General features: G+C 64.7%; 26 protein-coding genes. 8 read left to right on the forward strand and 18 right to left on the reverse strand.

Annotated elements, in window-relative coordinates; genetic code table 11:
• Window positions 1–335: 335 nt before the first annotated feature.
• From N7333_RS04850 to puuE, 6 genes are all read right to left on the reverse strand, one after another.
• Window positions 336–1,196, reverse strand: a complete 861-nt coding sequence (locus tag N7333_RS04850) for an outer membrane protein OmpK (protein ID WP_003243308.1) — start codon at window positions 1,194–1,196, stop codon at window positions 336–338.
• Between the two features lie 77 nt (window positions 1,197–1,273).
• Complete coding sequence (locus tag N7333_RS04855; protein WP_012018976.1) at window positions 1,274–2,776, reverse strand: nucleobase:cation symporter-2 family protein; 1,503 nt, start codon at window positions 2,774–2,776, stop codon at window positions 1,274–1,276.
• Between the two features lie 300 nt (window positions 2,777–3,076).
• Window positions 3,077–4,369 carry a urate hydroxylase PuuD gene (locus tag N7333_RS04860; protein ID WP_003243312.1) on the reverse strand — a complete coding sequence of 431 codons (1,293 nt, stop codon included), beginning with the start codon at window positions 4,367–4,369 and terminating at the stop codon, window positions 3,077–3,079.
• A gap of 47 nt (window positions 4,370–4,416) precedes the next feature.
• Complete coding sequence (locus tag N7333_RS04865; RefSeq protein ID WP_024307764.1) at window positions 4,417–4,920, reverse strand: ureidoglycolate lyase; 504 nt, start codon at window positions 4,918–4,920, stop codon at window positions 4,417–4,419.
• A gap of 45 nt (window positions 4,921–4,965) precedes the next feature.
• Window positions 4,966–5,481: a 2-oxo-4-hydroxy-4-carboxy-5-ureidoimidazoline decarboxylase gene (gene uraD, locus N7333_RS04870; RefSeq protein WP_129482215.1), complete on the reverse strand. Its 516-nt coding sequence runs from the start codon at window positions 5,479–5,481 to the stop codon at window positions 4,966–4,968.
• Window positions 5,482–5,492: 11 nt separating this feature from the next.
• Window positions 5,493–6,419 carry an allantoinase PuuE gene (puuE, locus tag N7333_RS04875; protein ID WP_129482216.1) on the reverse strand — a complete coding sequence of 309 codons (927 nt, stop codon included), beginning with the start codon at window positions 6,417–6,419 and terminating at the stop codon, window positions 5,493–5,495.
• Between the two features lie 402 nt (window positions 6,420–6,821).
• On the opposite strand from puuE, the gene uraH reads away from it, so the two are divergent.
• The gene (gene uraH, locus N7333_RS04880) at window positions 6,822–7,175 is read left to right on the forward strand and encodes a hydroxyisourate hydrolase (protein WP_003243320.1); all 354 of its coding nucleotides are present in this window, start codon (window positions 6,822–6,824) and stop codon (window positions 7,173–7,175) included.
• A 304-nt stretch (window positions 7,176–7,479) separates the two neighbouring features.
• Here uraH and N7333_RS04885 read toward each other — a convergent pair whose 3' ends face one another.
• Window positions 7,480–8,820: an NCS2 family permease gene (locus N7333_RS04885; RefSeq protein WP_003243322.1), complete on the reverse strand. Its 1,341-nt coding sequence runs from the start codon at window positions 8,818–8,820 to the stop codon at window positions 7,480–7,482.
• A gap of 582 nt (window positions 8,821–9,402) precedes the next feature.
• On the opposite strand from N7333_RS04885, the gene N7333_RS04890 reads away from it, so the two are divergent.
• The gene (locus tag N7333_RS04890; RefSeq protein ID WP_003243324.1) at window positions 9,403–10,170 is read left to right on the forward strand and encodes a GntR family transcriptional regulator; all 768 of its coding nucleotides are present in this window, start codon (window positions 9,403–9,405) and stop codon (window positions 10,168–10,170) included.
• A gap of 79 nt (window positions 10,171–10,249) precedes the next feature.
• Here N7333_RS04890 and N7333_RS04895 read toward each other — a convergent pair whose 3' ends face one another.
• From N7333_RS04895 to N7333_RS04925, 7 genes are all read right to left on the reverse strand, one after another.
• Window positions 10,250–10,669, reverse strand: a complete 420-nt coding sequence (locus N7333_RS04895; RefSeq protein ID WP_012018400.1) for a GNAT family acetyltransferase — start codon at window positions 10,667–10,669, stop codon at window positions 10,250–10,252.
• A 43-nt stretch (window positions 10,670–10,712) separates the two neighbouring features.
• Window positions 10,713–11,378: a response regulator transcription factor gene (locus N7333_RS04900; RefSeq protein WP_012018401.1), complete on the reverse strand. Its 666-nt coding sequence runs from the start codon at window positions 11,376–11,378 to the stop codon at window positions 10,713–10,715.
• 23 nt (window positions 11,379–11,401) lie between these two features.
• Entirely contained in the window at window positions 11,402–11,977 is a 576-nt protein-coding gene (locus tag N7333_RS04905; protein ID WP_129482217.1) for a PQQ-dependent catabolism-associated CXXCW motif protein, read from the reverse strand.
• A gap of 128 nt (window positions 11,978–12,105) precedes the next feature.
• Window positions 12,106–12,897, reverse strand: a complete 792-nt coding sequence (locus tag N7333_RS04910; RefSeq protein WP_003243332.1) for an ABC transporter permease — start codon at window positions 12,895–12,897, stop codon at window positions 12,106–12,108.
• On the reverse strand, window positions 12,894–13,712 hold the full coding sequence (locus tag N7333_RS04915; protein WP_129482218.1) for an ABC transporter ATP-binding protein: 819 nt from the start codon (window positions 13,710–13,712) through the stop codon (window positions 12,894–12,896). Before N7333_RS04915 ends, N7333_RS04910 begins: the two co-directional genes overlap by 4 nt.
• Window positions 13,709–14,674 carry a YVTN family beta-propeller repeat protein gene (locus N7333_RS04920; RefSeq protein ID WP_003243336.1) on the reverse strand — a complete coding sequence of 322 codons (966 nt, stop codon included), beginning with the start codon at window positions 14,672–14,674 and terminating at the stop codon, window positions 13,709–13,711. Before N7333_RS04920 ends, N7333_RS04915 begins: the two co-directional genes overlap by 4 nt.
• An 81-nt stretch (window positions 14,675–14,755) precedes the next feature.
• Complete coding sequence (locus N7333_RS04925; RefSeq protein WP_279858556.1) at window positions 14,756–15,931, reverse strand: ABC transporter substrate-binding protein; 1,176 nt, start codon at window positions 15,929–15,931, stop codon at window positions 14,756–14,758.
• Window positions 15,932–16,089: 158 nt separating this feature from the next.
• Here N7333_RS04925 and N7333_RS04930 point away from each other — a divergent pair, with 158 nt between their 5' ends.
• The 3 genes from N7333_RS04930 to N7333_RS04940 are packed head-to-tail and all read left to right on the forward strand — an operon-like array spanning window position 16,090 to window position 18,440.
• Window positions 16,090–16,527 (forward strand): copper-binding protein, encoded by a 438-nt coding sequence (locus N7333_RS04930; RefSeq protein ID WP_096826263.1) that lies wholly within the window; start codon window positions 16,090–16,092, stop codon window positions 16,525–16,527.
• Complete coding sequence (locus N7333_RS04935; RefSeq protein WP_129482220.1) at window positions 16,528–17,793, forward strand: HAMP domain-containing sensor histidine kinase; 1,266 nt, start codon at window positions 16,528–16,530, stop codon at window positions 17,791–17,793.
• The gene (locus tag N7333_RS04940) at window positions 17,790–18,440 is read left to right on the forward strand and encodes a response regulator transcription factor (RefSeq protein ID WP_129482221.1); all 651 of its coding nucleotides are present in this window, start codon (window positions 17,790–17,792) and stop codon (window positions 18,438–18,440) included. The genes N7333_RS04935 and N7333_RS04940 overlap by 4 nt, the downstream gene beginning before the upstream one ends.
• A gap of 141 nt (window positions 18,441–18,581) precedes the next feature.
• On the opposite strand, the gene N7333_RS04945 is transcribed toward N7333_RS04940, so the two are convergent.
• The 4 genes from N7333_RS04945 to exaA form a co-directional block, all read right to left on the reverse strand.
• Complete coding sequence (locus tag N7333_RS04945; RefSeq protein WP_129482222.1) at window positions 18,582–19,883, reverse strand: sorbosone dehydrogenase family protein; 1,302 nt, start codon at window positions 19,881–19,883, stop codon at window positions 18,582–18,584.
• Window positions 19,880–20,308, reverse strand: coding sequence for a DUF2231 domain-containing protein (locus N7333_RS04950; RefSeq protein ID WP_003243346.1), 429 nt, complete (start codon window positions 20,306–20,308; stop codon window positions 19,880–19,882). Before N7333_RS04950 ends, N7333_RS04945 begins: the two co-directional genes overlap by 4 nt.
• 264 nt (window positions 20,309–20,572) lie before the next feature.
• Window positions 20,573–21,226, reverse strand: coding sequence for a pentapeptide repeat-containing protein (locus N7333_RS04955; RefSeq protein ID WP_129482223.1), 654 nt, complete (start codon window positions 21,224–21,226; stop codon window positions 20,573–20,575).
• Between the two features lie 181 nt (window positions 21,227–21,407).
• A complete protein-coding gene (exaA, locus tag N7333_RS04960; RefSeq protein WP_252576786.1) occupies window positions 21,408–23,219 on the reverse strand; it encodes a quinoprotein ethanol dehydrogenase in 1,812 nt (603 codons plus the stop codon).
• 340 nt (window positions 23,220–23,559) lie between these two features.
• Between exaA and pedF the strand changes: the two genes are divergently transcribed.
• The 3 genes from pedF to N7333_RS04975 are packed head-to-tail and all read left to right on the forward strand — an operon-like array spanning window position 23,560 to window position 25,626.
• Window positions 23,560–23,979, forward strand: coding sequence for a cytochrome c-550 PedF (gene pedF, locus N7333_RS04965; RefSeq protein WP_003243351.1), 420 nt, complete (start codon window positions 23,560–23,562; stop codon window positions 23,977–23,979).
• Window positions 23,980–23,982: 3 nt separating this feature from the next.
• The gene (locus N7333_RS04970) at window positions 23,983–24,855 is read left to right on the forward strand and encodes a transporter substrate-binding domain-containing protein (protein ID WP_129482225.1); all 873 of its coding nucleotides are present in this window, start codon (window positions 23,983–23,985) and stop codon (window positions 24,853–24,855) included.
• 21 nt (window positions 24,856–24,876) lie between these two features.
• Window positions 24,877–25,626: a quinoprotein dehydrogenase-associated SoxYZ-like carrier gene (locus N7333_RS04975; RefSeq protein WP_129482226.1), complete on the forward strand. Its 750-nt coding sequence runs from the start codon at window positions 24,877–24,879 to the stop codon at window positions 25,624–25,626.
• Window positions 25,627–25,671: the final 45 nt, after the last annotated feature.

Below are 25,671 nucleotides of genomic sequence, written 5' to 3' on the forward strand. Positions count from 1 at the left end.
AAATTGCACACAAAAAATAGAAATATTGTGATCAAAAACTTGACCTTGCGGTCAGTTGCATGCTTGCAAGTCGTTGATGAAAAAGCCAGATAGGCGGCCCGATTCTGCACCGATGCGGTGCCCGGCCTGATTGCGGAGCGCCGGGTTGGTGCGGCGATTCAAGCCGGTTTGATAAAGGCGGTGCGCACGGCGCACCCTACGACCCGAGGTAGATGGCCGTGTGCACCGCCCATCTTTCGGTGCAAAGAAAAAGGGGGAAGGGCGCGAACGCCCATCCCCCTTTTTACCCGGCCGCCGTCCCTACCCGACGTCGGCCAAGTTCGTTGCGGCAGTGGTCAGAAGTGGTACTTGACCAGTGCCTGCACGGCCGTCTGGTCGAAGCGATCGCCCGAACCATCCACCGGTTTCACGCCGTACTTGGCGCGCCACATGTTGATCTCGGTGCCGACGTAGAGCTGGCGCTCTTTGCCGAACAGGGCCTTGCCGGCGTCCCACTTTACCTGGATCGAGGAGCCCACCGAGGTCTGGGTGCCGGCATCGCGCGACGGCGAACGCCAGTCGACGAAGCCGTCGACGACGAAATCCTGATCGCCCAGGCTGAAGGGGTACGCGGCGCTGACGGTCAGCTGGGTGGCGTAGCCGTTGCTGTCGGCGTCCTTGAAGAAGGTGTGGTTGTTGATCTTGACCCGGTACAGATTGGTCTTGAAGTAGTTGAAGCCGGGGATCTCCCAGTCCAGGCCGACGCCGTACAGGTAGTTCTCCGGGCCGGGACCGCCTTCGCCTTTCTCGTAGGTGAAGGCGGCATAGACGTCCTTGATCGGACCGGCAGCCAGCTTCTGCCCGGTCAGCCAGCTCAGGCTGATGCGCGGGGAGAATTCCATGTAGTAGAAGGAATTCTTGTCATGCTGGCGGAAGGTGCCGTTGTCGAAGCTGCCGCGCGACTGCACGTTGTCGGCGCGGATGTAGTCGAGGAAATAGAAGACGTCGCCCCAGACCCAGCCGCTGGCGTGTTCGAAGGTGAAGGTGGTCTGGGTGCGCTGCTCCTCGCCATTGAAGTTCATGCGCTGGAAGTTCTCGCCATACAGGTAGGACAGGCTGTTGTCCTGCCAGTACAGCAGGTCGCCGGCGAGGGCCTGCTGGCCGGCGAGCAGGCCGGCAGAGAGCGCGAAGCAGTGAGGCAGATGCTTGAGTTTCATGGGTTTTCCTTATTGTTGGCGTGCAAGCGGACAACTCCCGGCGGCGCAGCACCGGGAGGGGTAAGGGTAAAAGGGGATCAGCCGGAGCGTGTGGTGGTGGCCAGGTCGCGGCTCAGGGTCTTCAGGCTGCTGTCGTCGATGTGATCGTCGTCCTCGCGGTTCTGCAGCACGGTGTGCAGGTGCGCTTCGGGATCGTAGTCGTCTTCCTCCACTTCGTGAGCTTCATCGGGCAGGAAGATGTTCAGCAGAATGGCACTGAAGGCGCCGATGGTGATGGGCGAGCCGAAGATGTTCTTCAGCACGTCGGGCATGTGCGACAGCACGTCCGGCACGCCGGCCACGCCCAGGCCCATGCCCAGCGAGATGGCCACGATCAGCACGTTGCGACGGTGCAGGCCGGCTTCGCTGAGGATCTTGATACCGGCCACGGCGACGGTGCCGAACATGATCAGGGTGGCGCCGCCCAGTACCGGCTTGGGCATCAGTTGCAGCACCGCGCCGACTGCCGGGAACAGGCCGAGCAGCACCAGGATGCCGGCGATGTAGAAGGCCACGTGACGGCTGGCCACGCCGGTGAGCTGGATCACCCCGTTGTTCTGGCTGAAGGTGGTCATCGGCAGGCTGTTGAACATGGCGGCGACCGCCGAGTTGCAGCCGTCGGCCAGCACCCCGGACTTGATCCGGCGCATGTACAGCGGTCCCTTGACCGGCTGTTTGGAGATGATCGAGTTGGCGGTCAGGTCGCCGGCGGTTTCCAGCGGGGTGATCAGGAAGATCACGGCGATGGGCACGAAGGCGATCCAGTCGAAGCCGAAACCGTACTTGAATGGCTGCGGCACGCTGATCAGCGGCACCTCGGCCATGTTGGCGAAGTCCACCCGACCGGTGAACCAGGCCACCGCGAAGCCCAGGGCCAGCCCGATGATCACCGCTGACAGGCGCAACACCTGCGAGGAGGCGCGGTTGAGCAGGACGATGGTGCCCAGTACCAGGCCGCCGAGCGCCAGGTGGTGCAGGGCGCCGAGATCCGCTGCGCCGTAGCCGCCGGCCAGATCGGTCATGCCCACCTTGATCAGCGACAGGCCCATCAGGCAGATGATGGTGCCGGTGACCACCGGGGTGATCACCTTGCGCAGCTTGTTGATGAACTGGCTGAAGACGATCTCGACGAAGGCGGCGCAGAAGCAGATGCCGAACAGCGTGGCGAGTATCTCCTCCTCGCTGGCACCGCGCCCCTTGACGATGAAGCCGGCGCTCAGGATCACGCTGAGAAAGCCGAAGCTGGTGCCCTGCAGGCACAGCAGGCCGGAGCCGATCGGGCCGATGCGCTTGGCCTGAACGAAGGTGCCGAGGCCGGAGACGAACAGCGCCATGCTCACCAGATACGGCACGTGGGCGCCGAGGCCCAGCGCGCTGCCGACGATCAGGGTGGGGGTGATGATGCCGACGAAGCTGGCCAGCACATGCTGCAGCGCCGCGAAGATGGCTGGGGCGAACGCTGGCGTGTCGTCCAGCTGGTAGATCAGGTCGCTATTGCCGGAGGGCGCAGCGGGGGCTTGGGTGTTGCTGTCTGTGGTCATGTCATAGCCTGCCAGTTGTTTTTATACGGTCATGGGCTTGCACGAGGCTTCACGGCACCTCTGAACTGATCGACCTGCAAAGCTGTCTGGTCGGTCAGAATATTTCGACTATAACAATTTGTGGACAGGGTTAAAAACAATTTATTTTTGGATTGTGCACAAAAAATGAACCGCCGGTCAGCTTTCGCTGCCGGCGGTTCATGGGGGGAGGTGTTGCAGGCGGCGCCTCGGTAGGAGGAGGCCGGGAGGGCGGGGATAAAAAGATGCCGCGCCCATTCGCGGGCGCGGCATGTGTGGCAATCAGTTGATCTGGGCGCCCTTGGCGATCCAGCTGCCGATCAGGTCGCGTTCGTCCTGGGTCATCTGGGTGATGTTGCCCAGCGGCATGATCTGCGTGGCCACGGTCTGCGCATGGATCTTCGCCGCCTGCGCCTTCATCTGCTCAGGGGTGTCGAGCATGAAACCGGCCGGTGCGGTGCTGAACATCGGGCTGGTGGGGCTGGCCGAGTGGCAAACGGTGCAGCGCTCGTGGATCACGCTCTCGACCTTGGCGAAGTCGACGCCCGAGCCGGCTGCCGGTGCTTCGCTCGGCGCTGCCTGCTCGGCGGTCGCCGGAGCCTCACCGACTTCCTCGACCTTGGCCAGGGTAGCGCTGGCCGGCTGTTCAACGGCGGCCACCGGCGCGGCGGTCGGCGAGCGGTGGATCGGCGCGGTGACGTAGGCCAGGCAGATCATGCCCAGTGCTGCGGCCGGCAGGGTCCAGACGTACTTGCTGCTGTCGTGGCGGGTGTTGAAGTAGTGGCGCACCAGCACGGCCAGGATCGCGATACCGGCCAGGATCAGCCAGTTGTACTGGCTGCCGTAGGTGCTCGGGAAGTGGTTGCTGATCATGATGAACAGCACCGGCAGGGTGAAGTAGTTGTTGTGGCGCGAGCGCAGCAGGCCCTTGGCCGGCAGTACCGGGTCGGGTTCGCGGTTCTCTTCGATGGCCTTAACCAGCGCACGCTGGGCCGGCATGATAGTGAAGAACACGTTGCCGACCATGATGGTGCCGATGATCGCGCCGACATGGATGTACGCCGCGCGGCCGCTGAAGATCTGGCTGAAGCCATAGGCGGCGGCGATGATCAGCACGAACAGCACGGCGCCGAGCAGGGCGGGGCGCTTGCCCAGGGGCGAGTCGCAGAGGAAGTGGTAGATCACATAGCTGATCGCCATGGAGCCGAGGCCGATGGCGATGCCCATCGCCGGGGACAGCTCGACGCCCGGCTTGACCAGGTACAGGCTGGGGTTGAGGTAGTACACCACCAGCAGCAGGGCGACGCCCGACAGCCAGGTAGCATAGGCCTCCCATTTGAACCAGTGCAGGTTCTCCGGCATTTTCGGCGGAGCCAGCTTGTACTTTTCCAGGTGGTAGATACCGCCGCCGTGAATCGCCCAGAGGTCGCCCGACAGGCCCTCGCGTGGGTTGCTCCGGTTGAGGTTGTTCTCCAGCCAGACGAAATAGAAGGATGCGCCGATCCAGGCGATACCGGTGATCATATGGATCCAGCGGATGCCCAGGTTTAGCCATTCGGTGAAATGTGCTTCCACGATCTGTACCTCTTTCCCGGGGGAGGCACGCCAGCCCCGGGCTTCTCTTATTGGTGGGGGTTGAGGAGAAGGAGTTCGTCCTCATTGAAGAAATGCTCATCGCAGTTGTTGCCGGAACCACTGCGATCAACCACCAGGAAGTCATCCCGCTTTTCGATCGTCAGCACCGGGTGGTGCCAGACGCCGCGATGGTAATTGACGCCCTGCCTGCCATTGCTGAGGAAGGCACGGACGGACCCTGATACAGGTACATCGCCAAGTGGCGCGACCACGATCAGAAAGGGGTTGCCGAGCAGCGGGATAAAGGCCTGGCTGCCCAGCGGATGGCGTTCCAGCATGCGGATGGTCAGCGGCATCTCCAGGGCTTCGGCGCTGAAGATGCTGATGATGGCCTTGTCCTCCGGCTGCGCGGTCTCCACGGTGGCCAGCTTGTGATAGCGGCGGGTGGAGCCGTTGTTGATCATGAAGAAGTCGCTGCCGTCGGTTTCGATCACGTCACCGAAGGGGGCGAAGGCTTCTTTGCTCAGGGGCTCGATGGTCAGGCTACGCATGGCTGTTCTACTTGTTCGATTCGGTTTGTTGGGCTGCGCCAGCCGTTACAGCTGCTGCAGACGGAAGAGGGCGATCTTGTTGATCTCGGCCAGGGCGGTGGCGAACTCCTGCTCCGGCGTGTTGTGAATGCGCTCCTCGAAGGCGGCCAGAATCTGGTGGCGGTTGCTGCCCTTGACGGCCTTGATGAAGGGGAAGCCGAACTTGGTCTTATAGGCGTCGTTGAGTTCGGTGAAACGGGCGAACTCCTCGGCGGTGCATTCGTGGATGCCGGCGCCGGACTGTTCGGCGGTGCTCGAAGCGGTCAGCTCGCCACGCACTGCAGCCTTACCGGCCAGGTCCGGGTGCGCGTTGATCAGCGCCAGCTGCGCCTCATGACTGGCGGACAGGAGGATGTCGGCCATGCGCTGCTGCAGGCCGTCGATCTCGTCTACCGACGCGTCCATGCCGAGGTCGTAAGCCTTCTCGGCCACCCAGGGCGAGTGCTCGTAGATGTCGGCGAAGGCTGCGACGAACTCCTCGCGGCTCAGCTTGGAAGGGGTCAGGGTCTGGAAACGGCTCATGGACGGCTCTCTCATTCGGTCGCGCGGAAGGGGTGGGTGGCGTGCCAGTGCCTGGCGATGTCGACGCGGCGGGCGCACCAGACCTTGTCATGGCTTTTCACGTAGTCGATGAAGCGCGCCAGCGAGGCCAGACGCGCCGGGCGGCCGAGCAGGCGGCAGTGCATGCCGATCGACAGCATCTTCGGCGCGCCGGCCTGGCCTTCGGCGTAGAGCACGTCGAAGGCATCCTTGAGGTACTCGAAGAAATCGTCGCCCTTGTTGAAGCCCTGCACCTGGGTGAAGCGCATGTCGTTGGTGTCCAGGGTGTAGGGGATTACCAGGTGCGGCTTCTCCGCGGTGCTGGCCGGGTCCCAGTAGGGCAGGTCGTCGTCGTAGGTGTCGGAGTCGTAGAGGAAGCCGCCTTCCTCGCGCACGATGCGCCGGGTGTTCGGCCCCAGGCGGCCGGTATACCAGCCCACTGGGCGCTCGCCGGTCAGCTCGGTGAGGATGCGGATGGCCTCGAGCATGTGCTCGCGCTCGGTGGTTTCGTCGACATTCTGATAGTCGATCCAGCGGTAACCGTGGCTGCAGATCTCGTGGCCGGCGGCGACCATCTGGCGAATCACCTCGGGGTGACGCTGGGCGGCCATGGCCACGGCGAAGATGGTCAGGGGAATGTCGTGCTTCTTGAACAGCTCGAGCAGGCGCCAGACACCGGCGCGGCTGCCGTATTCGTACAGCGACTCCATGCACAGGTTGCGCTGGCCCTGTAGCGGCTGGGCGGCGACCATCTCGGAGAGGAAGGCCTCGGACTCCTTGTCGCCGTGGAGGATGTTGCGCTCGCCGCCTTCCTCGTAGTTGAGCACGAAGGACAGGGCGATGCGGGCATCGCCCGGCCAGTGCGGATGGGGCGGGTTGGCGCCGTAGCCGATCAAATCGCGTGGGTAATCAGCATTCACTGCAGTCTTCCTATCTGGATCGTGGCGGTCACTGCGCGCCTGGCAATGGATGGCTGCGCGACCGGGATGGCTAATTGTATACAAAGTTAGTTGCAGTTTGTAAATCGACTTTTCATCATTTTCTTCGTTGCACGGCGTGCAGGGAAAATTGCCTGAGTGGTCAGCAACGAGTGCTGATCGCTGCGTAGCTGCTGGCTCGCGATCGAATAAGCAGTGAACCGCTTTGGTGCGTAGACGGCATCCTGATCGAATTTATTGTGTACAATTTTAGAGCAAACTGTTTTATATTAACTCTGCGTGCTATCCTGCCATTGCGTCGGAGCATTGCGACGAGCCGATTTCAACAGAGTAGAGGAGGTGTGGTGTTCGTAGGGCGCAGGTCGCCACGAGCATCCGAGACCCATGGGACGTTTGACTACGCATGTACTGGACGCCGCACACGGCTGCCCAGGGAGTGACATCAAGGTCGAGCTGTATCGCGTCGAAGGCGCGCAGCTGGAGCTGATCAACAGCGTGACCACCAACCACGACGGCCGTTGCGATGCGCCGGTGCTGCAGGGCGATGACTACCGCACGGGCGTGTATCAGCTGCACTTCCATGCCGGCGACTACTACCGTGCCCGTGGCGTGAAACTGCCCGAGCCGGCCTTCCTCGATGTGGTGGTACTGCGCTTCGGCATCGATGCCGGCCAGGAGCACTACCACGTGCCGCTCCTGATTTCCCCTTACAGCTACTCCACCTACCGCGGTAGCTGACTGACTGGCGGGCCAACAGCCTGCCAGACGAATGCTTGTCACCCTCAGACTCGTTCGAGTCCTTACGCCCGCTCACACTGCGGGCTTTTTTTCGTCTGCGTGTAGGGTGCGCCGTGCGCACCGGAACCCGCGTGGAGCCGTGCAGCGCCTTGAATCCGGTGCGCGTGGCGCACCCTGCGCGCGCCCCGTAGCCCGGATGAAGTCCGGGGTCGGCGATATGCTTGCGACGAGCGCGCCTTTCGTTGCGACCAAACGAAAAGCCCCGGCACAAGGCCGGGGCTTCGATCAGCACGGGGTGTTGCCCTCAGAGGAAGGCGAACTTGGCGATGAAGATCACGCACAGCACATACAGGCTCAGCGATACCTTGTCGCGCTGACCGGTCAGCAGCTTCAGCGTCGCGTAGGTAAGGAAGCCCAGGGCGATGCCGTTGGCGATGGAGAAGGTCAGCGGCATCATCACCACCGTGACGATGGCCGGAATGGTGTCGGTGTGATCCTTCCAGTCGATGTGCGCCATGCCGCTCATCATCAGCATCGCCACGTAGATCAGCGCACCGGCGGTGGCATAGGCAGGGATCATGCCGGCCAGCGGGGCGAAGAACATCGCGGCGAGGAACAGAATGCCGACGGTGACGGCGGTCAACCCGGTGCGGCCACCGGCGGCCACGCCCGAAGCGCTCTCGACGTAGCTGGTCACCGGCGGACAGCCGACCATGGCGCCCACCACGCTGGAGGTGGAGTCGGCTTTCAGCGCCTTGGACAGGTTGTGGATCTTGCCGTCCTCGTCCACCAGGTTGGCGCGGTGGGCAACGCCCATCAGGGTGCCGGCGGTGTCGAACATGTTCACGAAGAGGAAGGCCAGGATCACGCTGATCATCGCCACATTGAATGCGCCGGCGATATCCATGGCCAGGAAGGTCGGCGCCAGGCTCGGTGGCATCGACACCAGGCCGCCATATTCCACCAGGCCCAGGGCCCAACCCAGGGCAGTGACGCCGAGCATGCTGAAGAGGATGGCGCCGAACACGTTGCGGTGGCTGAGCACGGCGATCAACAGGAAGCACACGGCGGCGAGCAGCGCAGAAGGATTGCCGAACGAGCCCATGGTCAGCAGGGTAGCCGGGCTGTCGACGACGATGCCGGCGGTCTTCAGGCCGATCAGACCGAGGAACAGGCCGACCCCGGCGCCCATGGCGAAGCGCAGGCTCATCGGGATGCTGTTGAGCAGCCATTCGCGAATCTTCGACAGGCTCATGATCATGAACAGCACGCCGGAGATGAACACCGCGCCCAGTGCGATCTGCCAGCTGTAACCCATTTCACCGACGACGGTGTAGGTGAAGAAGGCGTTCAGGCCCATGCCCGGCGCCAGGCCCACCGGCCAGTTGGCATACAGGCCCATCAGGAAGCAGCCCAGGGCTGCGCCGATGCAGGTGGCGACGAAGGCGGCGCCATGGTCGATACCAGCGCCGGCCATGATGTTGGGGTTGACGAAGATGATGTAGGCCATGGTGACGAAGGTCGTCAGGCCCGCCAGCAGCTCGGTCTTTATGGTGGTGCGGTGCTCGGTCAGTTTGAAGAAGCGGTCGAGCAGGCCGCCCCTTGCCAGTTGATTCGCGTGTTGTTCTTGTTTGACGCTTTCCACAGCGGGTACTCCTCATCTCTCTTGTTGTGTACCGCCCAGAGCGTTGCGCAAGAACAATGCTCTCTGAGGCAGGCGGTGTTTCGGCGGTGCTTCCTGGCTAAGTTGTTGACCGAGCGGTCAAGAAGTCACTCAGGCGCGATTATGATGTTGTATACAAAAAATGCAATTAATGTTTTTAATGTTGCATTAATCGCACCAGTTGACGGGTCGGGCATGCGTGCGACCGGATTTGGCGACAATCCACCAGGCCTTGAAATTAAAAGTCTTTAAAAACAATTAGATAAGCTCATGGCTGGCAAGGAGTCTTTGGCTGCCTCGGCGGCCATCTGCCGGCCGTAGGACGCCCTTAGCTGCTAATGAACTGAGGCAGGGGTCTATATATAAAGAAAGGATTTGACGCGCTGCGCTCAGCCGAAGGCAGTCTGCGCCTTTGGGCAGCTATGACGTCAGGTGTAGTGGCTGATTGACCTGTGTACAATTGCTCGAATTTTTTTCTGATGTTTTTTCGCTCGGAGCTTGTCAGCTACCGGGTAGAACACAGTAGAGTCGCAGTGTCGCCGACTCTCATTGACGCGAGCCAGAATGAACGATCAATTGCAGCCACTGAAGAAGCAGCCGCGTGCGGGCAAAAGCAGCCGCAGCGGGACTCAGGACGATGTCGTATATGCCCACATTTTCGATGCCATTCTCGAGCAGCGCCTGGCGCCCGGCACCAAGCTGAGCGAAGAGGCGCTGGGCGAGATCTTCGGCGTCAGCCGCACCATCATTCGCCGCGCCCTGTCGCGCCTGGCCCACGAGGGTGTGGTACTGCTGCGCCCGAACCGCGGTGCGGTGGTGGCCAGTCCCAGTGTCGAAGAAGCCCGGCAGATCTTCTATGCGCGTCGCCTGGTCGAGCGGGCCATCACCGAGCTGGCCGTCGAGCATGCCACCGCCGAGCAGCTGGCCGAGCTTCGGCAGATGGTCAAGGACGAGCAGGACAGCTTCTCCCGCGGTGATCGTGGTGCCGGCATCCGTCTGTCCGGCGAGTTCCACCTGAAGCTGGCCGAGGCCGCGCGCAATGCGCCGCTGGTGAGTTTCCAGCGCAGCCTGGTGTCGCAGACCTCGCTGATCATCGCCCAGTATGAAAGCGGCAGCCGCTCGCATTGCTCCTACGACGAACACAATCAGTTGATCGACGCCATCGAGGCGCGCGATGCCGAGCGTGCGGTGCACCTGATGATGCACCACATGGATCACATCGACAGCAAGCTCAACCTGGACGAGGAAAGCGCCTCGGACGATCTGCACGCGGTGTTCTCGCACCTGCTGCAGACCAAGAAGAAGCCGGGCCGCAGCGCCGCCAATCGCTGATTGATCAGGTTGTAAAAAAGCCCCGAGGCGTAAGCGTCGGGGCTTTTTTCATTCCTGCGATTTGTGTCGGCCGCTGCCTTCAATCATCCGCAATCAGGCGCTTGCCCAGGCTTACCGAGGCGTCCACCTTGTAGCCGAGCCGCTCGTAGAAGGCCAGGGCCGCGGTGTTGCTGTCGCGTACCTGCAGGCTGAGCTTGGGGCAACCCATGGCCAGCAGCTGCTCTTCGATATGGGCCATCAACTGGCGCGCCAGGCCCCGCTGGCGCTGCTCCGGGCATACCGCCAGGTAGTTGACCCAGCCACGATGGCCTTCGTAACCGGCCATCGCCGAGGCCACCAGTTGGCCGTCGATTTCACCCACCAGAAACAGCTCGGGTTGCACCTTGAGCTTGCGCTGAATGTCCTTGTGCGGGTCGTTCCAGGGGCGGGTCAGGTCGCAGCGTTGCCAGAGCTCGACGACGGCAGCCTCATCGGCGGGCTGGAAGGGGCGGATAAGCATGCGGGCGACTCCGTGGCGCAAAGCCGCCGTTTTACCACGCGGCTCAGCGGCGCAGGTAGGCGGCGAAGTCGATATCGCCGGCCGAGAGAATGGCCTGTACGCGGTTGTGCACGTTGAGCTTGCGCAGGATGGCCGAGACGTGGGCCTTTACCGTGGTTTCGGCGATATCCAGGCTGTAGGCGATCTGCTTGTTGGACTCGCCCTTGGTCATGCGTTCGAGCACCAGCAGCTGCTTGCGCGTCAGCGCCTGCAGCAGCTCCGGCGGAATGCTGTGGGTGTCGTGGTGCGGGCGCGAGCTGCCGCTTTTCTGCGAGCGGATGATGTCGGGCGGCAGGTAGACGTTGCCGTCGAGTATCTGCGCGATGGCATCGGTCATCTGCGTCCGTGGCGAGGATTTGGTGATGAAGCCCACCGCCCCATAGGTGATGGCCTGCAGCACGATCTGCTTGTCCTGCTCGGCCGAGACGATCACCACCGGGATGGTCGGCGCTTCGTTGCGCAGGTTCATCAACCCGCCCAGGCCGTGCATGCCGGGCATGTTCAGGTCGAGCAGGATCAGGTCGAGATCGTCGTGCTGCTGGGTCAGCTCCAGGGCGCTGTCCAGGTCGGCGGTTTCCATGATCTCGCTGCCGGGGAAGCCGTCAGCGATGACGTTGTGGATGGCTTCGCGAAACAGCGGGTGGTCGTCGGCAATCAGAATCTTGTACATGGCCTTTCACCTCGTTGTTGTGATTATGGTGCGGCGTTGGGGGTGAGGAAAGCGCCAGGCAGTTCGGCTGGCTGAGCGGGCACCAACGGCAGGCCGGCCTGTTGCCAGGCGTCGATGCCGTCACGATACCAGTACAGCTGGCGATAACCCAGCGCATGGGCGCGGCGTGCGGCGTTCCAGCTCAGCCAGCAGTCGGAGCGGCAGTAGAAGACGAAGGGGTGGCGCAGGTCGCCGCCGCTGACCTGGTGCAGGTAATGAGCCAGGTAGCGTTGCCATGGCGCCGCGAGATTGCCGTTGCCGGTGTTGGCCAGCCACAGGCTGCCGGGCAGGTTGGCGTGGGGCTCGTCGTCGATGAATCGCTCGTTCAGCCAGGTGCGCCGGTAGACGTCGATCAGGCGTGTTTCCGGGCGCTCGGCCAGGAGCTGTTGCAGGGCGGGGGTGTCCAGGGTTTGCACGCCGTCCAGGCTGCTCGGCGTCGGGCTGCGGTATTGGCTGCTGCGATAGCCTTCGGCATCGAAAAGCTCTTCTGACTGCACGGCGCAGACCAGCAGCAGCGAGACGAACATCAGGCCTGCGCGCAGGGGCAGACGGTACTTCATGGCGAGGTCTCTACTTATTGTTGTAGCGGTATTACAGGCCATGGTCGCAGGCTTGGGAATTCTACGTTGGAGAGGAAAAGCAGTACCAAAGTAGTAGAAGTCGTAATGGCGAGCGGCCAGATGGCCGTTCAACCCGCCTTGCGCAGCGCCGCGTGCTGCGGGTTGAAGCTGACCACGGCGAGCACGGCGAAGAGCAGGGTCAGGCCGGCGCAGATCAGCAGCGCATCGAGGTGCAGGCGCAGGTACAGGGCGTTGCGCACCAGCTCCACCGCATGGGTGAAGGGGTTGAGCGCGCACAGCCAGTACAGCCATTCGCTGGACTCGCGCATCTTCCACAGCGGGTAGAGCGCGGACGAGAGGAAGAACAGCGGGAAGATGACGAAATTCATCACCCCGGCGAAGTTCTCCAACTGGCGGATGCCGTTGGACAGCAGCAGGCCCAGGGCACTGAGCAGCAGCGCCACCAGGAGCAGCGCCGGCAGCGCGGCGAGCAGGCCCCAGGCCGGCGGTTGCACGCCGTAAACCCAGGCGATGGCGAGGAAGGCATAGACCTGCAGCAGCGAGATCAGCGCGGTGGCCAGCAGCTTGGCGGCGAGCAGGAAGGCGCGTGGCAGCGGGCTGGTGAGCAGCACGCGCATGCTGCCCATCTCGCGGTCGTAGACCATCGACAGCGAGCCCTGCATGCCGTTGAACAGCAGGATCATGCAGGTCAGACCCGGCACGATATAGGTGTCGTAGGTGATGTAGGTGTCGTACGGCTCGATGATGGCGATGCCCAGTGCGGCGCGAAAGCCGGCAGCGAATACCAGCAGCCACAGCAGCGGCCGCACCAGAGCGCTGAGAAAGCGCGAGCGCTGCAGGACGAAGCGTAGCCATTCGCGCAGCACGATGCCGCGCAGGCAATACCAGTAGGCGCTCATGGGCGTGCCTCCCGCGTAGGGTGCGCCGCGCGCACCGAGACCGTATCGCTGCTGTCGTCGGCACGTTTCGGCCTGATCGCCTCGCGCACGTAGCCGCGGCCGAGGGCCTCGTCGCCGGTCAGGCGGGCGAAGCTGGTGGCCAGGTCGTCGCCGAAAGCGGCGGCCTTGCCGCGGGCCACGCGCTCGCCGCGATGCAGGATCAGCAGCTCGTCGCCAGGCTCGATCTCGTCCAGCAGATGGGTGGTCCACAGCACGCTCAGGCCCTGCTCGCGGCACAGGTTGCGTACATGCCGGCCCAGCGCCAGGCGACTGGCAGGGTCGAGCCCGGCGCTGGCCTCGTCGAGCAGCAGCAGGCGCGGCTGGTGCAGCAGGGCGCGGGCGATTTCCACGCGGCGGCGATGTCCGCCATTGAGCGTGCGTACCTTCTCGTGCCGGCGTTCACCGAGGTCCTGGCGCTCGAGTTCCTCGTCGATACGCGCCTGCGCCTCGCGACGCGGCATGCCATGCAGGGCGGCGTGGTAGGCGAGGTTCTGCTGCACCGAGAGGTCCAGATCCAGCGTGCTCTGCTGGAACACCACGCCGAGCTGGCGCAGCGCCTGGCGCGGCTCGCCGGCCAGGCTGTGGCCGAAGATGCGGATATCGCCCTGCTGCAGGTCATACAGGCGGGTGAGCAGGGCGATCAGGGTGGACTTGCCGGCGCCGTTGGGCCCGAGCAGGGCGGCGAAGCGCCCGGCGCTGAGCTCGAAGTCCAGACCGGTCAACGCCTGGCGCGCCCCGTAGGCGAAGCTGACGCCGCGTACCTCGAGGGCGTTCATGGCGTCACCACCACGCCCCAGGGGTAGCGGCCGACCTTGATCGACTTGGTCACCTTGAGCGCATCGACATCGATCACAGAGACATCGCCACTGACGCCGTTGGTGGTCAGCAGGCGCTTCTGATCCGGAGTGAAGGCCAGGTGCCAGACGCGCCGGCCCACCAGCAGGTAGTCGAGAATCTCGAAGGTCTTGGCGTTCACTACCGCCACATGGTTGGCCGGGCCGAGGGCGACGAAGGCGTACTTGCCGTCATCGCTGAGCTTGACCCCCACCGGCTGCACCTTGTCCGGGTGCACGCCCTTGATCTCGAAGCGCAGCACCTTGAGGATCTCGCGCGAGTCGACGTCCATCACCGTGACCGTGCCGCCGATCTCGGCCGAGGCCCACAGGCGCTTGCCGTCCTTGTCGAACTCCACATGGCGAGGGCGCTGGTCGACCAGGGTGTTGTCCACCAGTTGCTGGGTGCTGGTGTCGATCCAGTGCAGCATGTTGGTGGTTTCGCTGGTATTGACCGCCCACTTGCCGTCCGGGCTCACCGCCATGCCTTCGGGCTCGACCCCCACCTCGATCTGCGCCAGCACCTCGTCGCTCTGGGTGTCGACCACGGTGACCAGGGCATCGTCCTCGTTGGAGATGTACAGCCAGCGGTCGTTGGGGTGCAGGGCGAATTGCTCGGGGTCGGCGCCGGAGGGCAACTCCTTGATGATCTTGCGCGTGGCCAGGTCCATCACCTGTACGCGGTCCGAGTCGCTGGCGCAGATGTACAAGAGCGTGTTGTCGGAGGACAGCAGCAGGCCGCGCGGGCGCATGCCGACGGCCAGGGTGTCGGTGACCTCCAGCGTGTCCAGGTCGATCACGCTGATGCTGTCGTCCTTCTCGTTGGACACATAGGCAGTGGCGGCCAGGGCCGAGTGGCAGGCCAGGCCGAAGGCGACGGCGCAGGCGAGACGGGTAAGGCGCATGGGGTTGATCCTCTTGTTATGGTCGTTTGCAGCCGTGTTATGGCCGGTGCGCACGGCGCACCCTACGGTCGGGGCGCACTATCAATTCACGCTGCCCGCCAGATCGCACTTCACCTCAGGCCGGTCGTAGCCGAGGCTGTCCATTTCGTTACTGGGATGCAGAAAACCGTCCTGCGGCGAGGTGCTGACCAGGGCGCGCGGGTGTGCCAGCGGGATCGGTTGGCGCAGCTCGCCGTTCCACGGGCGGAAGCTCAGCTTGCGCCCCTTGAAACCATCCAGCGGCAGTTGTTCGTTCAGCAGCAGGTGGCGGATGGCCTGCGAGTCGGCGGCGCGTAGCTTGGTCACGGCAGTGGCGATGCTGCGTACGGCCATCCAGGCGGCGAAGTCGCGGTCGTTCATCCAGCGCCCGGCCAGCTCCTCGAAGCGCTTCTGCAACTGCGCGGCGCCGAAGGTTTCCACCGTCTTGTGCCAGGCGGTCGGGGTCAGGCCCTGGGTGCCGGCCACCGGGCGCGGGTACCAGGTGTTATAGGGCAGGTACTCGCCGAAGTCGCCGCGTTCGTCGGCCACCAGCACCACGTCGTACTCGGCGCTCTGGGTGAACAGCGGCATCTCCGCCTGGGCGCTGCGGCGCTGGTCGTTGTCGAAGCTCCAGGGTTTTTCCGCGACGATCTTGTGGCCGAAGCGCTTGGCCGCGCGCTTGAGCGCCTCGGCGTAGGCGAGGTCGTCCTCGGTGTTGCCGGTCACCAGCAGCCAGCGCGTCCATTTGCGCACGGCGAGAAACTGCGCCAGGGCGTCGGTCAGCATGGCGCGGCTGGGCAGGGTGTGCAGCACGTTGCCCAGGCATTGTTCGCGGCGCAGGCTGTCGTCGGCGCTGCCGGCGTTGAGCAGCAGGCTGTCGGGCAGGCGCTGGCTGAGCTGGCGCAGGGTAGCGGCGGGGGCGTTGATCACGAACAGGCGAATGCCCTGGACATGCAGGGCATCGGCGGCAGCAAGCACGGCTTCGGCGTCGTCGCTCTCGGCACTCTCCAGGCTGTAGCTCTGCTTGAGAAAACGCCCGGTGCTGTTGCTGTCGGCAATCGCCAGCTCGGCGCCGCGGCGGCCGGCGTCCAGCGGCTCGGGGATGACATTGGACAGCAGCGGCCCGCGCGGCGGCAGGTGGGCCAGGTAGCCGATGCGCACCTGCAGCTCGCTGGCACAGGCGACGCCGGCGCAGAGCAGGGCGAGAACTAGCAGGGCGGACTGGCGAATCTGGCGCATGGAGCGGCTCCCGTTCGGATGGCCCCAGCATAGGAACAGCCCCCGCCTTGGGAAATATGCCCAAAGTACCAGCGGGGCCGTACCAAGGTAGTAGACCGCAACGGTCGTCCGCTCCCTAGCATAGTCACCAGGCCAATAAGAACAAAAGGTGAACCCCCATGCGCATCATCAAAGCCCTGACCTTGCCGCTGCTGCTGATCCTCAGCCTGCTCGGCGTCGACAGCCTGCATGCCGCCGGTGACCTGACTCGCCGTCCGGTCGCCTTGCCCGATCTGGTGCTGGGCAGCGAGGAAAGCGACTACGCCATGTCGCAGCGCGAGTACCAGCTGGAGACCGGCCAGGCCTACCAGCTCAAGATCATCTCCACCGGGCAGAAGGAGTACGCCTTCCAGGCCCCGGAATTCGCCACCGCCATCTACCTGCGCAAGGTCGAGGCCGGCGGCGTGGAGATCAAGGCAGTGACCCTGACCGAGCTGGAGTTCGAGGATGCCGGCGAGGCGGAAATCTTCTTCCTGCCGGTCAAGCCGGGCAAGTTCCGCTTCTACGCCAAGGGCCTGGAAGGCAAGGGCATGCTCGGTCATTTCGTGGTCAAGTAGATGACTGCCCTCGGCCGCATCAACCTCGGCGTCAGCCTGCTGTTCGCGCTGGTGACCCTGCTCGGGCTGGCGCTGCTGCTGCGCCAGGCCAGCGAGGATGTGCGCCGTGAACTGCTGGCCGCCGAGGCGGTGGTCGAATACCTGGGGGAGGTGGCTCGTACCCGACCCGCCAGCCTGCGCCCGGAGCTGACCGACAACCTGCGACATATCCGCGTCAGTTGGCTGCGGCCCGGTGAAGACATCCACGCGCAGCCCGGCACCGGCCTGCAGCGCTGGATCGCCCGACAGCTGCTGGACCCGAGCCTGCTGGCGGCCGATGTCTGGCCGCTGGGTGACGGTCGCGAACTGCGCATCGCCCTCGATCCCTATGACGAGATCGAGGAGATCCAGGATTCGCTGCTGCAACTGTTGCTGCTCAGCGCCTTCGCCCTGGCCCTGAGCCTGTTGACCATTCGCTTCGCCGTGCGCCGCGGCCTGCGTGTGCTCGACGAGCTGCTGGCCGGCCTGCGCCAGGTCGGCGCCGGCCACTTCGATACGCGCCTGCCCAACCACGGCCTGGCCGAGGCGCAGCGCCTGGCCGGGCATTTCAACGCCATGGCCACCACCTTGCAGCAGGTGCAGGCGGACAACGCCGAGCTGACCCAGGCACTGCTGGAGTTGCAGGAGCGCGAGCGTGCGCGTCTCGGCCAGACCCTGCATGACGACCTCGGCCAGTACCTCAGCGGCATTCGCGCCCAGGCCTGCCTGCTCAGGGTAATCGCCGACCGGCCGCAGCAGGTGCAGGACACCGCGCGCCTGCTCGACGACAACTGCGAACGCCTGCAGCAGGGCTTTCGCAGCCTGATCCGTGACCTCTACCCGGTGGTGCTGGAGCGCCTGGAACTGGGCCCGGCCCTGCAGCAACTGACCGCTGACTGGCAGCAGGCGCAAGGCATTCGCTGCCGTCTGCAACTGGGCGAGCGATTGCCGGAGCTGCCGCTGGCGAGCAAGGCGCACCTCTATCGTCTGGTGCAGGAGGCGCTGACCAACGTGGCCCGTCATGCCGACGCCAGTGAAGTGCGCATTCGCCTGCAACGCCGCGGCCAGGGCCTGCGCCTGCTGGTGCGCGATAACGGTCAGGGCACCGCATTACCGCTGCGCCCCGGAATCGGCCTGCGCTCGATGCGCGAACGCAGCCGCAGCCTCGGCGGCGAGCTGCGCCTGCACAGCCGCCCGCAAGTGGGCTGGGTGCTGTGCCTGAACATTCCCCTGGAGGCGAAGTCATGAAGATTCTGCTGGTAGATGACCACGCCGTGGTGCGCCAGGGCTACGCCAGCCTGCTGCGCGCCCTGTTGCCGGAGGTGCAGCTGCGCGAGGCTTGCGACGGCGAACAGGCCCTGCAGCGGGTGCAGGAAGAGATACCCAACCTGGTAATCATGGATATCGGCCTGCCCGGCATCAGCGGTCTGGAAGCCACCCGCCGCCTGCGCCAGCGCCTGCCACAACTGCGCGTGATGTTCTTCAGCATGCACGACGAACTGCCCCTGGTACGCCAGGCGCTGGACGCCGGCGCCATTGGCTACCTGACCAAGAACTCGTCACCGGAAGTGCTGGTGGAGGCGGTCAAACGCACCGCCGCCGGCCGCGCCTATATCGAACAGCCACTGGCCACCCAGCTGGCCTGCAACCCCGCAGGCAGCGACGGCCTCGACCCACGCCTGCGCGAGCTGACCCAGCGCGAGTTCGAGATATTCGTCATGCTTGCCCGCGGCCTGCCACCTAGGCAGATCGCCGAGAAGCTATGCATCAGCGCCAAGACCCTGTCCAACTACCAGACCCTGGTGAAGAGCAAACTGCAGATCGCCTCGCAGGCGGAGTTGGTGCACCTGGCGATCGATAGTGGGGTGGTAAGGGTGGGGTTGGAGAGTGCCTGATCTGACGGAGTGCTTGATCGTCCCGCGCTCTGCGTGGGAGCGCAGCCCTCGATGCTCCGTGTCGCCGCTGTGTTTTGTTCGCTCGCGAAGCAGAGCGTCGCAGGCTGGCTCCCACGCAGAGCGTAGGAGCCACATACAGGCTTACTCGCCGCCTTCGCGCACCACCCGCCAAACCGTATTCGCCAGATCATCCGCCACGATCAGCGCGCCACGCGGATCGACCGTCACGCCCACCGGGCGGCCGCGGGTCTTGCCGTCCTCATTGCGAAAGCCGGTGACGAAATCGATGGGTTTGCCTGCAGGGCGGCCGTTCTCGAAGGGCACGAAGATCACCTTGTAGCCCACCGGGTTCTTGCGGTTCCAGCTGCCGTGCTCGCCGATAAATACGCCGTCGGCATATTGCTCGCCCATTACGTCGCTGGAGAAGTCCAGGCCCAGGGCGGCGACATGCGCGCCCAGGGCGTAGTCCGGTTCGATGGCGGCGGCGACCTTGTCCGGGTCCTGCGGTTTCACCCGCGGGTCGACGTGCTGGCCGAAGTAGCTGTAGGGCCAGCCGTAGAAGCCGCCTTCCTGCACCGAGGTCAGGTAGTCGGGCACCAGGTCTTCGCCCATCTCGTCGCGCTCGTTGACCACTGCCCACAGAGTGCCGGTGCCGGGCTGAATGGCCAGCGCGGTGGGGTTGCGCAGGCCGGTGGCGTAGGGCTTGTAGGCACCGGTTTCGGCGTCCACCTGCCAGACCAGGGCGCGGTCGACTTCCGCCTCCATGCCGCGCTCGGTGATGTTGCTGTTGGAGCCGATGCCGACGTACAGGTAGCGGCCGTCTTCGCTGATGGTCAGCGCCTTGGTCCAGTGGTGATTGATCTCCGATGGCAGGTCGGCGACCTTGCTCGGCGGGCCGCTGGCTTCGGTCTGACCTTCCTCGTAGTCGAAGCGCACCAGTTCGTCCTGATTGGCCACGTAGAGATTGCCCTCGTGCAGGGCCAGCCCGTAGGGGGCGTTGAGGTCTTCGGCGAATACCGTCTGCAGCTCGTAGCTGCCGTCGCCATCGGCATCGCGCAGCAGGGTCAGGCGATTGCCGCTTTCCACCGAGGTGGTGCCGCGCGCCTTGATCACATCAGCGATCACGTCCTTGGGCTTGAGCTTGGGAGCATTGCCGCCGCGGCCCTCGGCTACCAGGATGTCGCCGTTGGGCAGCACCAGGGTCTGCCGAGGAATCTTCAGGTCGGTGGCGATGGCGGTGATGCGAAAGCCTTGCGGCACCGTCGGTTGCTCGTCGCCCCAGGGGGTCGGTTCGGCGATGGTCATGCTCGGCAGCACGCCGCGTTCCGGCTCGGGCAGCGGGGGCTGGGGGCCGTAGAACTGTCCGTTCTGCTGCTCGTTGTCGCCACAGGCGGCCAGGCCCAGCGCCAGCGGCAGGGCAAGCAGTGCGTTTGTGCCTTTCATCGTGCACCTCCATGGCGGGGTTGGGCGAGACCGACCCAGGTGGCGGCGCAGGCCAGCACGGCCACGATCACCGACAGAGCCAGGCCCCAGGGCATGACGGCCCAGGCGTCCTTGGCATGCTCCAGCGCATTGACGAACGCCAGCACCCAGGTCGTCAGCAACAGCAGGAAGTAGGCTTGCGGATGGCGCCCCGCGGAGGCGCCGCGAAACAGCCCGGCCAGGGCGAACAGCAGGGCCAGGCCGCCGAACACCAGGCCGCCGACAATCAGCCAGGAGGCGAAGTTGCTCCACTGGATCTGGTAGCTGCGAAAGTAGGCGATGTCGCTCAGCAGGGCGCCGAGAAACAGCGGCACCTGTCCGGCGAGCAGGGTGGCATGCAAGGGGTTCGGGGTGTCTCGATAGGTGCTCTGAACTGCGGTGGTCACGGCAGATCCCTCTTGGGTCGGTGATCGGCGACAGTACGCCGCCCTCGATCTGACTGTTCCTAATCAGGGATCGCCCGTGCGGGGCATGGTTCAGACTGTTTTGCGCCACGGCGGGTGGTGGCAAGGTCAGGCGCGCCGAATGCAGCGCGGGCTTCGCGTGGGGCGGGGCGAGCCGCCAGGGTAGTGATGGCGACTAGCCGTGCCCGCTATTGGTGGGCTGAAGCCCACCCTACGCGCTGTGGTGTGCCAGGTGCTCGTGGAGAGTCAGTCCCAACCCTTGGGGCATTGCACACAGCCGGGCATGTTGGCGTCCTGAAAATTGCCGAAGCGGGTGCGGGCGCCGCTGAGGTTGGCGTTCTCCAGGTTGGAGCCGGCCAGCTTCACTTCCTGCAGGTTGGCATCCTCAAGATGTGCGCCCTTGAGGTCGGCCTTGCTCAGCCAGGTCATCTCCAGATTGGCCGCCTGCAGCTGCACGTTATGCAGCCTGGCCCCGGAGAGGCGGGCGAATTCCAGATTGGCGGCGCGCATGTCGGCGCCTTCGAACTCGGCGGCCTGGGCGAACAGGCCCCAGCCGCTGATGGCCACCAGGCTGGCGCCGGACAGATCGGCCAGGCGCAGGTTGCTCTGTTGCAGGCTGGCGCGGGTGAGGTTGGCGCCGCGCAGCTTGGCCTTCTCCAGATTGGCCAGATCGAGGTTGGTGTGGCGCAGGTCCGCGCCGGACAGATCGGCCCCGGACAGGTCCATGCGGCGCATGTCGAGGTTGCGCAGGTCGGCGCCACGCAGGTTGGCGTTGGGGCATTGGCTGTCGGGTTCGATGCGGCAACCGTCGATCTGCGGCACGCCGTCGTTCTCGGCGCCGATGGCATGGCTGCCGAGTACCAGCAGCACGACCGGGATAAGCAGGGGCAGGTAGTTCATGACGAGTCCTCGGGTTGATTGCCTGATGCGCTGCGCGGCCTAAGCGGAATGCCGCTCAGCCGCTTCTGCGGCAATGGGTAGGGTGCGCCGTGCGCACCAATAGAGCCGCGCAGACGGCGAGAAGGGAACGCGAAAAGCTGGTGCGCATGGCGCACCCTACGGTGCGCCATACGTTGAGCCTTCAGCGCTTGGCGCTGGCCTTGTCCCAGCTCGGCAGCTTGAACACCCAGAAGGAACCGCCCTGGGCCACCGGTTTGGTCAGGTCGGCCATGTCGCCGCCCCACAGCGGCACGGCGCCGCCGTAGCCGGCGGTCACGCCGATGTACTGCTCACCGTCCTGTTCCCAGGTAATGGGCGGAGAGATGATTCCGGTGCCGACCTGGAACTTCCACAGCTCCTTGCCGTTCTTGGCGTCGAAGGCCTTGAAGTAGCCGTCGCCGGTGCCGGTGAACACCAGATTGCCCTTGGTGGCCAGCACGCCGGCCCACAGCGGCAGACGCTCCTTGTGTTCCCAGGCGACCTTGCCGGTGGTGGGGTTCATGGCGCGCAGGATGCCGACGTGGTCGTCGTACAGGCGCTTGATGCGAAAGCCCATGCCCAAGTAGGCAGAGCCTTTCTTGTAATGCGCCTCTTCGGCCCAGTAGTCCTCCTTCCAGTGGTTGGCCGGTACGTAGAACAGGCCGGTGTCCTGGCTGTAGGCCATGGGGTTCCAGTTCTTGCCACCGAGGAAGGGCGGGGAGACCTCGACCACCTGGCCCTTGGTTTCGCCGGCCTTGGGTTTCGGCGGGCGCTGGCCTTCGTTCTCGACCGGGCGACCGGTTTCCAGATCGATATGGCTGGCCCAGGTGATCTTGTCGACGAAGGGGAAGGCGTTCTTCAGCTTGCCGTTGGCGCGGTCGACCACGTAGAAGAAGCCGTTGCGGTCAGCGTGGGCGGTGGCCTTGGTGACCTTGCCGTCCTTGTCCTTGTAGTCGAACAGCACCAGCTCGTTGTTGCCGGAGAAGTCCCAGGCATCGTTCGGGGTGTGCTGGTAGAACCACTTCACTTCGCCGGTGGTCGGGTCGACGCCAACCTGGCCGGAGGTGTACAGGCTGTCGTAGTCCTTGGGATCGCCGCCGTCGCTGGTGCGCGCCCAGCCATTCCAAGGGGCCGGGTTGCCGGCGCCGATGATGATGGTGTTGGTTTCGGCATCGAAACTGGCGCTCTGCCACGGCGCGCCGCCGCCCTGGCTCCAGGCTTCCTTTTTGCCGGTGGGGTGGTTGGGATCGTCCGGCCAACTCGGCGCTTTGACGTCGCCGGTCGGGGTGCTGTCCTTGCCGTTCAGGCGGCCCATGTGGCCCTCGACGAAGGGGCGCATCCAGACTTCCTCACCGCTATCCGGGGCGCGGGCGAACAGCTTGCCGACCACGCCGAACTCGTCACCGGAGCTGCCGTGGATCAGCAGCACCTTGCCGCTTTTCTGATCCTTCACGATGGTCGGCGCGCCGGTCATGGTGTAGCCGGCGGAGTGATCGCCGAATTTCTTGTTCCAGACCACCTTGCCGGTGTCCTTGTTCAGCGCCACGATGCGGGCGTCGAGGGTGCCGAAGTAGATCTTGTCGCCATAGATGGCGGCGCCGCGGTTGACCACGTCGCAGCACGGGCGGATGTCGTCGGGCAGGCGATGGCTGTAGGTCCACAGGCGCTTGCCGGTCTTGGCGTCGAGAGCGAACACGCGCGAGTAGGAGCCGGTCACGTAGACCACACCGTCGTGGATGATGGCCTGCGACTCCTGGCCACGCTGCTTCTCGTCGCCGAAGGAGTAGCTCCAGGCCGGGGCCAGCTTGAACACGTTGTCGGCGTTGACCTGAGCCAGCGGGCTCCAGCGCTGGGCGTTGGTACCCATGCCGTACTGCAGCACGTTGCTGGTGGTGGTGTGGTCGTTGGCAATGTCTTCCCAGGTGACCGGCTTGGCGAACGCGGCCTGGCTCAGCGCCAGGCCGCCGGCCAGCATCAGGGCGAGCGCCAGGGGGCGCGGGGTGCTGGGTAGGTTTCTTGTTGTCATGGTTGTGCTTCCCGTTGAAGAAAGTGATCGTCGCAGTGGCAAGCCGATGGTGGTACCCGGCCACCTTCGCGCCTACGGAAAAACTCCCGCCTTTGCCGGGAGGATTTCCCGGTCGGCCCATGACTTGGCCTTGCTGCCAAGGCATCACTCAAACCCCCACCCAAGCCCTACTACCAAGGGACTAGAACGCGACCACCAAAGCAGCATTCGGCACCTTGCGCGGCCTTTCTAAGATGGCCCCACAAGCTCCGTATGAGCTGTCTTGCGTGCATTCGATGAGGTCCTAGCCATGAACAAGAAACTCAACTCCACCCTGGCCCTGGTGCTGCTGGCCGCATCCACCCAGCTCTGGGCCCATGGCGACGTGGTGCCGCAGGCCGTCAACACCGATGGGCTGGAGCCGCTGGGCGAGGAATGGCTGGAAGAGAACCCCTACCGCGACAACCCGCGCGCCGTCGAGATCGGCGCCTCGGCCTACAACCAGAACTGCGCGGCCTGCCATGGCCTGGAAGCCAAATCCGGCGGCATCGCTCCGGATCTGCGTTTGCTGGAACTGGGCGCCAGTGGCGACGAATGGTTCAAGGAGCGGGTGATCAACGGCGCGGTGCGCGATGGCCGCGTGTATATGCCGAAGATGGCCGACTTCCTCAGCCAGGAAGCCCTGTGGGCGGTGCGCACCTACCTGGAGAGTGTGCACGTAGAGGAGTAATTCATGCGCCGGCTGATCCTCTTGTGTGGCCTGCTGCTGTTTCTGGGCACGGCGCAGGCGCAGGTGCGCGACTTCGACCGTATTGTCGAGTCGGGCACCTTGCGCGTGGCGTTGTACCAGAACTTCCCGCCCTACAGCTACGAGCAGGACGGCCAGCCCCGTGGTGTCGATTACGAGTTGGCCAAGGCACTGGCCGAAGGGCTCGGTCTCCAGCTGGAATTGATGTGGGCGCCGCCGGGGGAAAAGCTCGACGACGACCTGCGCGACTATATCTGGCGTGGCCGCGTCACGGCGCAGGGCGAGCTGGCCGATCTGATGCTGCGCGTGCCCTACGACCGCGAGTTCTCTTACAAACGCAACGAGCTGGGCGAGCTGATCAACGAACTGGTGGTGATGTTCGGCCCCTATCAGCGCGAGCGCTGGCAACTGGCCCATGACCGTCGCCGGCTGGCCGAGGTGCCGAGCATCGCTGCACTGCGCCAGCACCCGGTGGGCGTCGAGGTCGAGAGCGTGCCGTCTTTCTACCTCAGCTCGGTACAGGGCGGCATGCTCAGTCGGGAAACACGTCACTACCCGACGCCACAACTGGCCTTCGCTGCCATGCAGGCCGGCGAGGTGGACGCGGTGATGGCGCTACGTGGCGAGGTGGACTGGCTGCTGCACGAGGCGGGTGATGCGCAGCTGGCGCTGGCGGAGAACGCCTACCCGGACATGGGGCGGCAGATCTGGGAAATCGGCATGGCGGTGCACGAAAGCAATCGGCAACTGGCCTACGCGGTCGAGGAACAGCTGGAAAACCTTATTCTCGATGGCTCGCTCGAGCGCCTCTATGCGCGCTACGGGCTGCGCTTTGAGAAGCCTGAACAATACCAATAAGGCGTGAGCCGGAGGTGGGCGATGGATTGGCGGACCCTGGTGTTGCTGGCCCTGTTCGCCTGGGCCTGGGAGGCGCGGGCGCAAGGTACCGACCCGGTCACCTCGGTGATGTGGGACTACTACCACCAGCGCCTGCTGAACGGTGAGGCCTTCGTCTTCGACGACAGCATTCGCCTGGATGTGCCACCGTTCGCCGAGGATGCGCGCCAGGTGCCGATCCAGATCGACGCCAGGGCCTACAGTGGCCGGGTCAAGCGCATCCTGGCCTGGGCCGAGCTCAACCCCATCCCGCAGATCTTCGATTTTGCTCCCGGTGCGCAGCTCGAACCGAGCCTGGCCATTCGCATCCGCGTCGAGCAGGCCACACCGATCCGCGCCGCAGTGCTGACCGACGATGGCCTCTGGCACGTCGGCTCGGCACGTGTCGAGGCGGCGGGTGGTGGCTGCACCGCGCCCAGCGTGGTGCGTGCCGAGGCCGGCTGGGAGGAGCGCCTCGGGCAGGTGCTGAGCAAGCGCTTCGTGCGTGGCGAGCACAGCCGGTTGCGCCTGCAGGTGTCGCACCCCATGGACAATGGTCTGGTCGGCGGCATCCCCGAGTTCTACATCGAGCAGGCCGAACTGCGCGGCGAGGGCGGCCAGGTGCTGGGGCGCATCGAACTGTTCCCGGCGGTCAGCGAGAACCCCACGCTGAGCTTCGACCTGCGCGGCGAACAGCCTGCCGAGCTGTGGCTGCGCGACAACAATGGCAACGAATTCCAGGCCGCGTTCTGAACACGTTCAGTAGGGTGCGCCGCGCGCACCAACCCATTCAGGGAG

The sequence above is a fragment of the Pseudomonas sp. GD04158 genome (genome assembly GCF_029834875.1).
Taxonomy (GTDB): Bacteria; Pseudomonadota; Gammaproteobacteria; order Pseudomonadales; family Pseudomonadaceae; genus Aquipseudomonas; species Aquipseudomonas hydrolytica.

Coding starts and splice junctions, on each gene's coding strand:
- exaA (WP_252576786.1), bottom strand. CDS start 23,219: ATGCTGGCCGGCGGCCTGGCGCTGAGCCAGGCCGCGTTCGCCAAGCCG.
- N7333_RS04900 (WP_012018401.1), bottom strand. CDS start 11,378: ATGTACAAGATTCTGATTGCCGACGACCACCCGCTGTTTCGCGAAGCC.
- N7333_RS04930 (WP_096826263.1), top strand. CDS start 16,090: ATGCGCATCATCAAAGCCCTGACCTTGCCGCTGCTGCTGATCCTCAGC.
- N7333_RS04855 (WP_012018976.1), bottom strand. CDS start 2,776: ATGACCACAGACAGCAACACCCAAGCCCCCGCTGCGCCCTCCGGCAAT.
- N7333_RS04940 (WP_129482221.1), top strand. CDS start 17,790: ATGAAGATTCTGCTGGTAGATGACCACGCCGTGGTGCGCCAGGGCTAC.
- N7333_RS04955 (WP_129482223.1), bottom strand. CDS start 21,226: ATGAACTACCTGCCCCTGCTTATCCCGGTCGTGCTGCTGGTACTCGGC.
- N7333_RS04895 (WP_012018400.1), bottom strand. CDS start 10,669: ATGCTTATCCGCCCCTTCCAGCCCGCCGATGAGGCTGCCGTCGTCGAG.
- N7333_RS04925 (WP_279858556.1), bottom strand. CDS start 15,931: ATGCGCCAGATTCGCCAGTCCGCCCTGCTAGTTCTCGCCCTGCTCTGC.
- pedF (WP_003243351.1), top strand. CDS start 23,560: ATGAACAAGAAACTCAACTCCACCCTGGCCCTGGTGCTGCTGGCCGCA.
- N7333_RS04970 (WP_129482225.1), top strand. CDS start 23,983: ATGCGCCGGCTGATCCTCTTGTGTGGCCTGCTGCTGTTTCTGGGCACG.
- N7333_RS04905 (WP_129482217.1), bottom strand. CDS start 11,977: ATGAAGTACCGTCTGCCCCTGCGCGCAGGCCTGATGTTCGTCTCGCTG.
- N7333_RS04920 (WP_003243336.1), bottom strand. CDS start 14,674: ATGCGCCTTACCCGTCTCGCCTGCGCCGTCGCCTTCGGCCTGGCCTGC.
- N7333_RS04945 (WP_129482222.1), bottom strand. CDS start 19,883: ATGAAAGGCACAAACGCACTGCTTGCCCTGCCGCTGGCGCTGGGCCTG.
- N7333_RS04850 (WP_003243308.1), bottom strand. CDS start 1,196: ATGAAACTCAAGCATCTGCCTCACTGCTTCGCGCTCTCTGCCGGCCTG.
- N7333_RS04975 (WP_129482226.1), top strand. CDS start 24,877: ATGGATTGGCGGACCCTGGTGTTGCTGGCCCTGTTCGCCTGGGCCTGG.
- N7333_RS04935 (WP_129482220.1), top strand. CDS start 16,528: ATGACTGCCCTCGGCCGCATCAACCTCGGCGTCAGCCTGCTGTTCGCG.
- uraD (WP_129482215.1), bottom strand. CDS start 5,481: ATGAGCCGTTTCCAGACCCTGACCCCTTCCAAGCTGAGCCGCGAGGAG.
- N7333_RS04910 (WP_003243332.1), bottom strand. CDS start 12,897: ATGAGCGCCTACTGGTATTGCCTGCGCGGCATCGTGCTGCGCGAATGG.
- N7333_RS04865 (WP_024307764.1), bottom strand. CDS start 4,920: ATGCGTAGCCTGACCATCGAGCCCCTGAGCAAAGAAGCCTTCGCCCCC.
- N7333_RS04915 (WP_129482218.1), bottom strand. CDS start 13,712: ATGAACGCCCTCGAGGTACGCGGCGTCAGCTTCGCCTACGGGGCGCGC.
- uraH (WP_003243320.1), top strand. CDS start 6,822: ATGGGACGTTTGACTACGCATGTACTGGACGCCGCACACGGCTGCCCA.
- N7333_RS04890 (WP_003243324.1), top strand. CDS start 9,403: ATGAACGATCAATTGCAGCCACTGAAGAAGCAGCCGCGTGCGGGCAAA.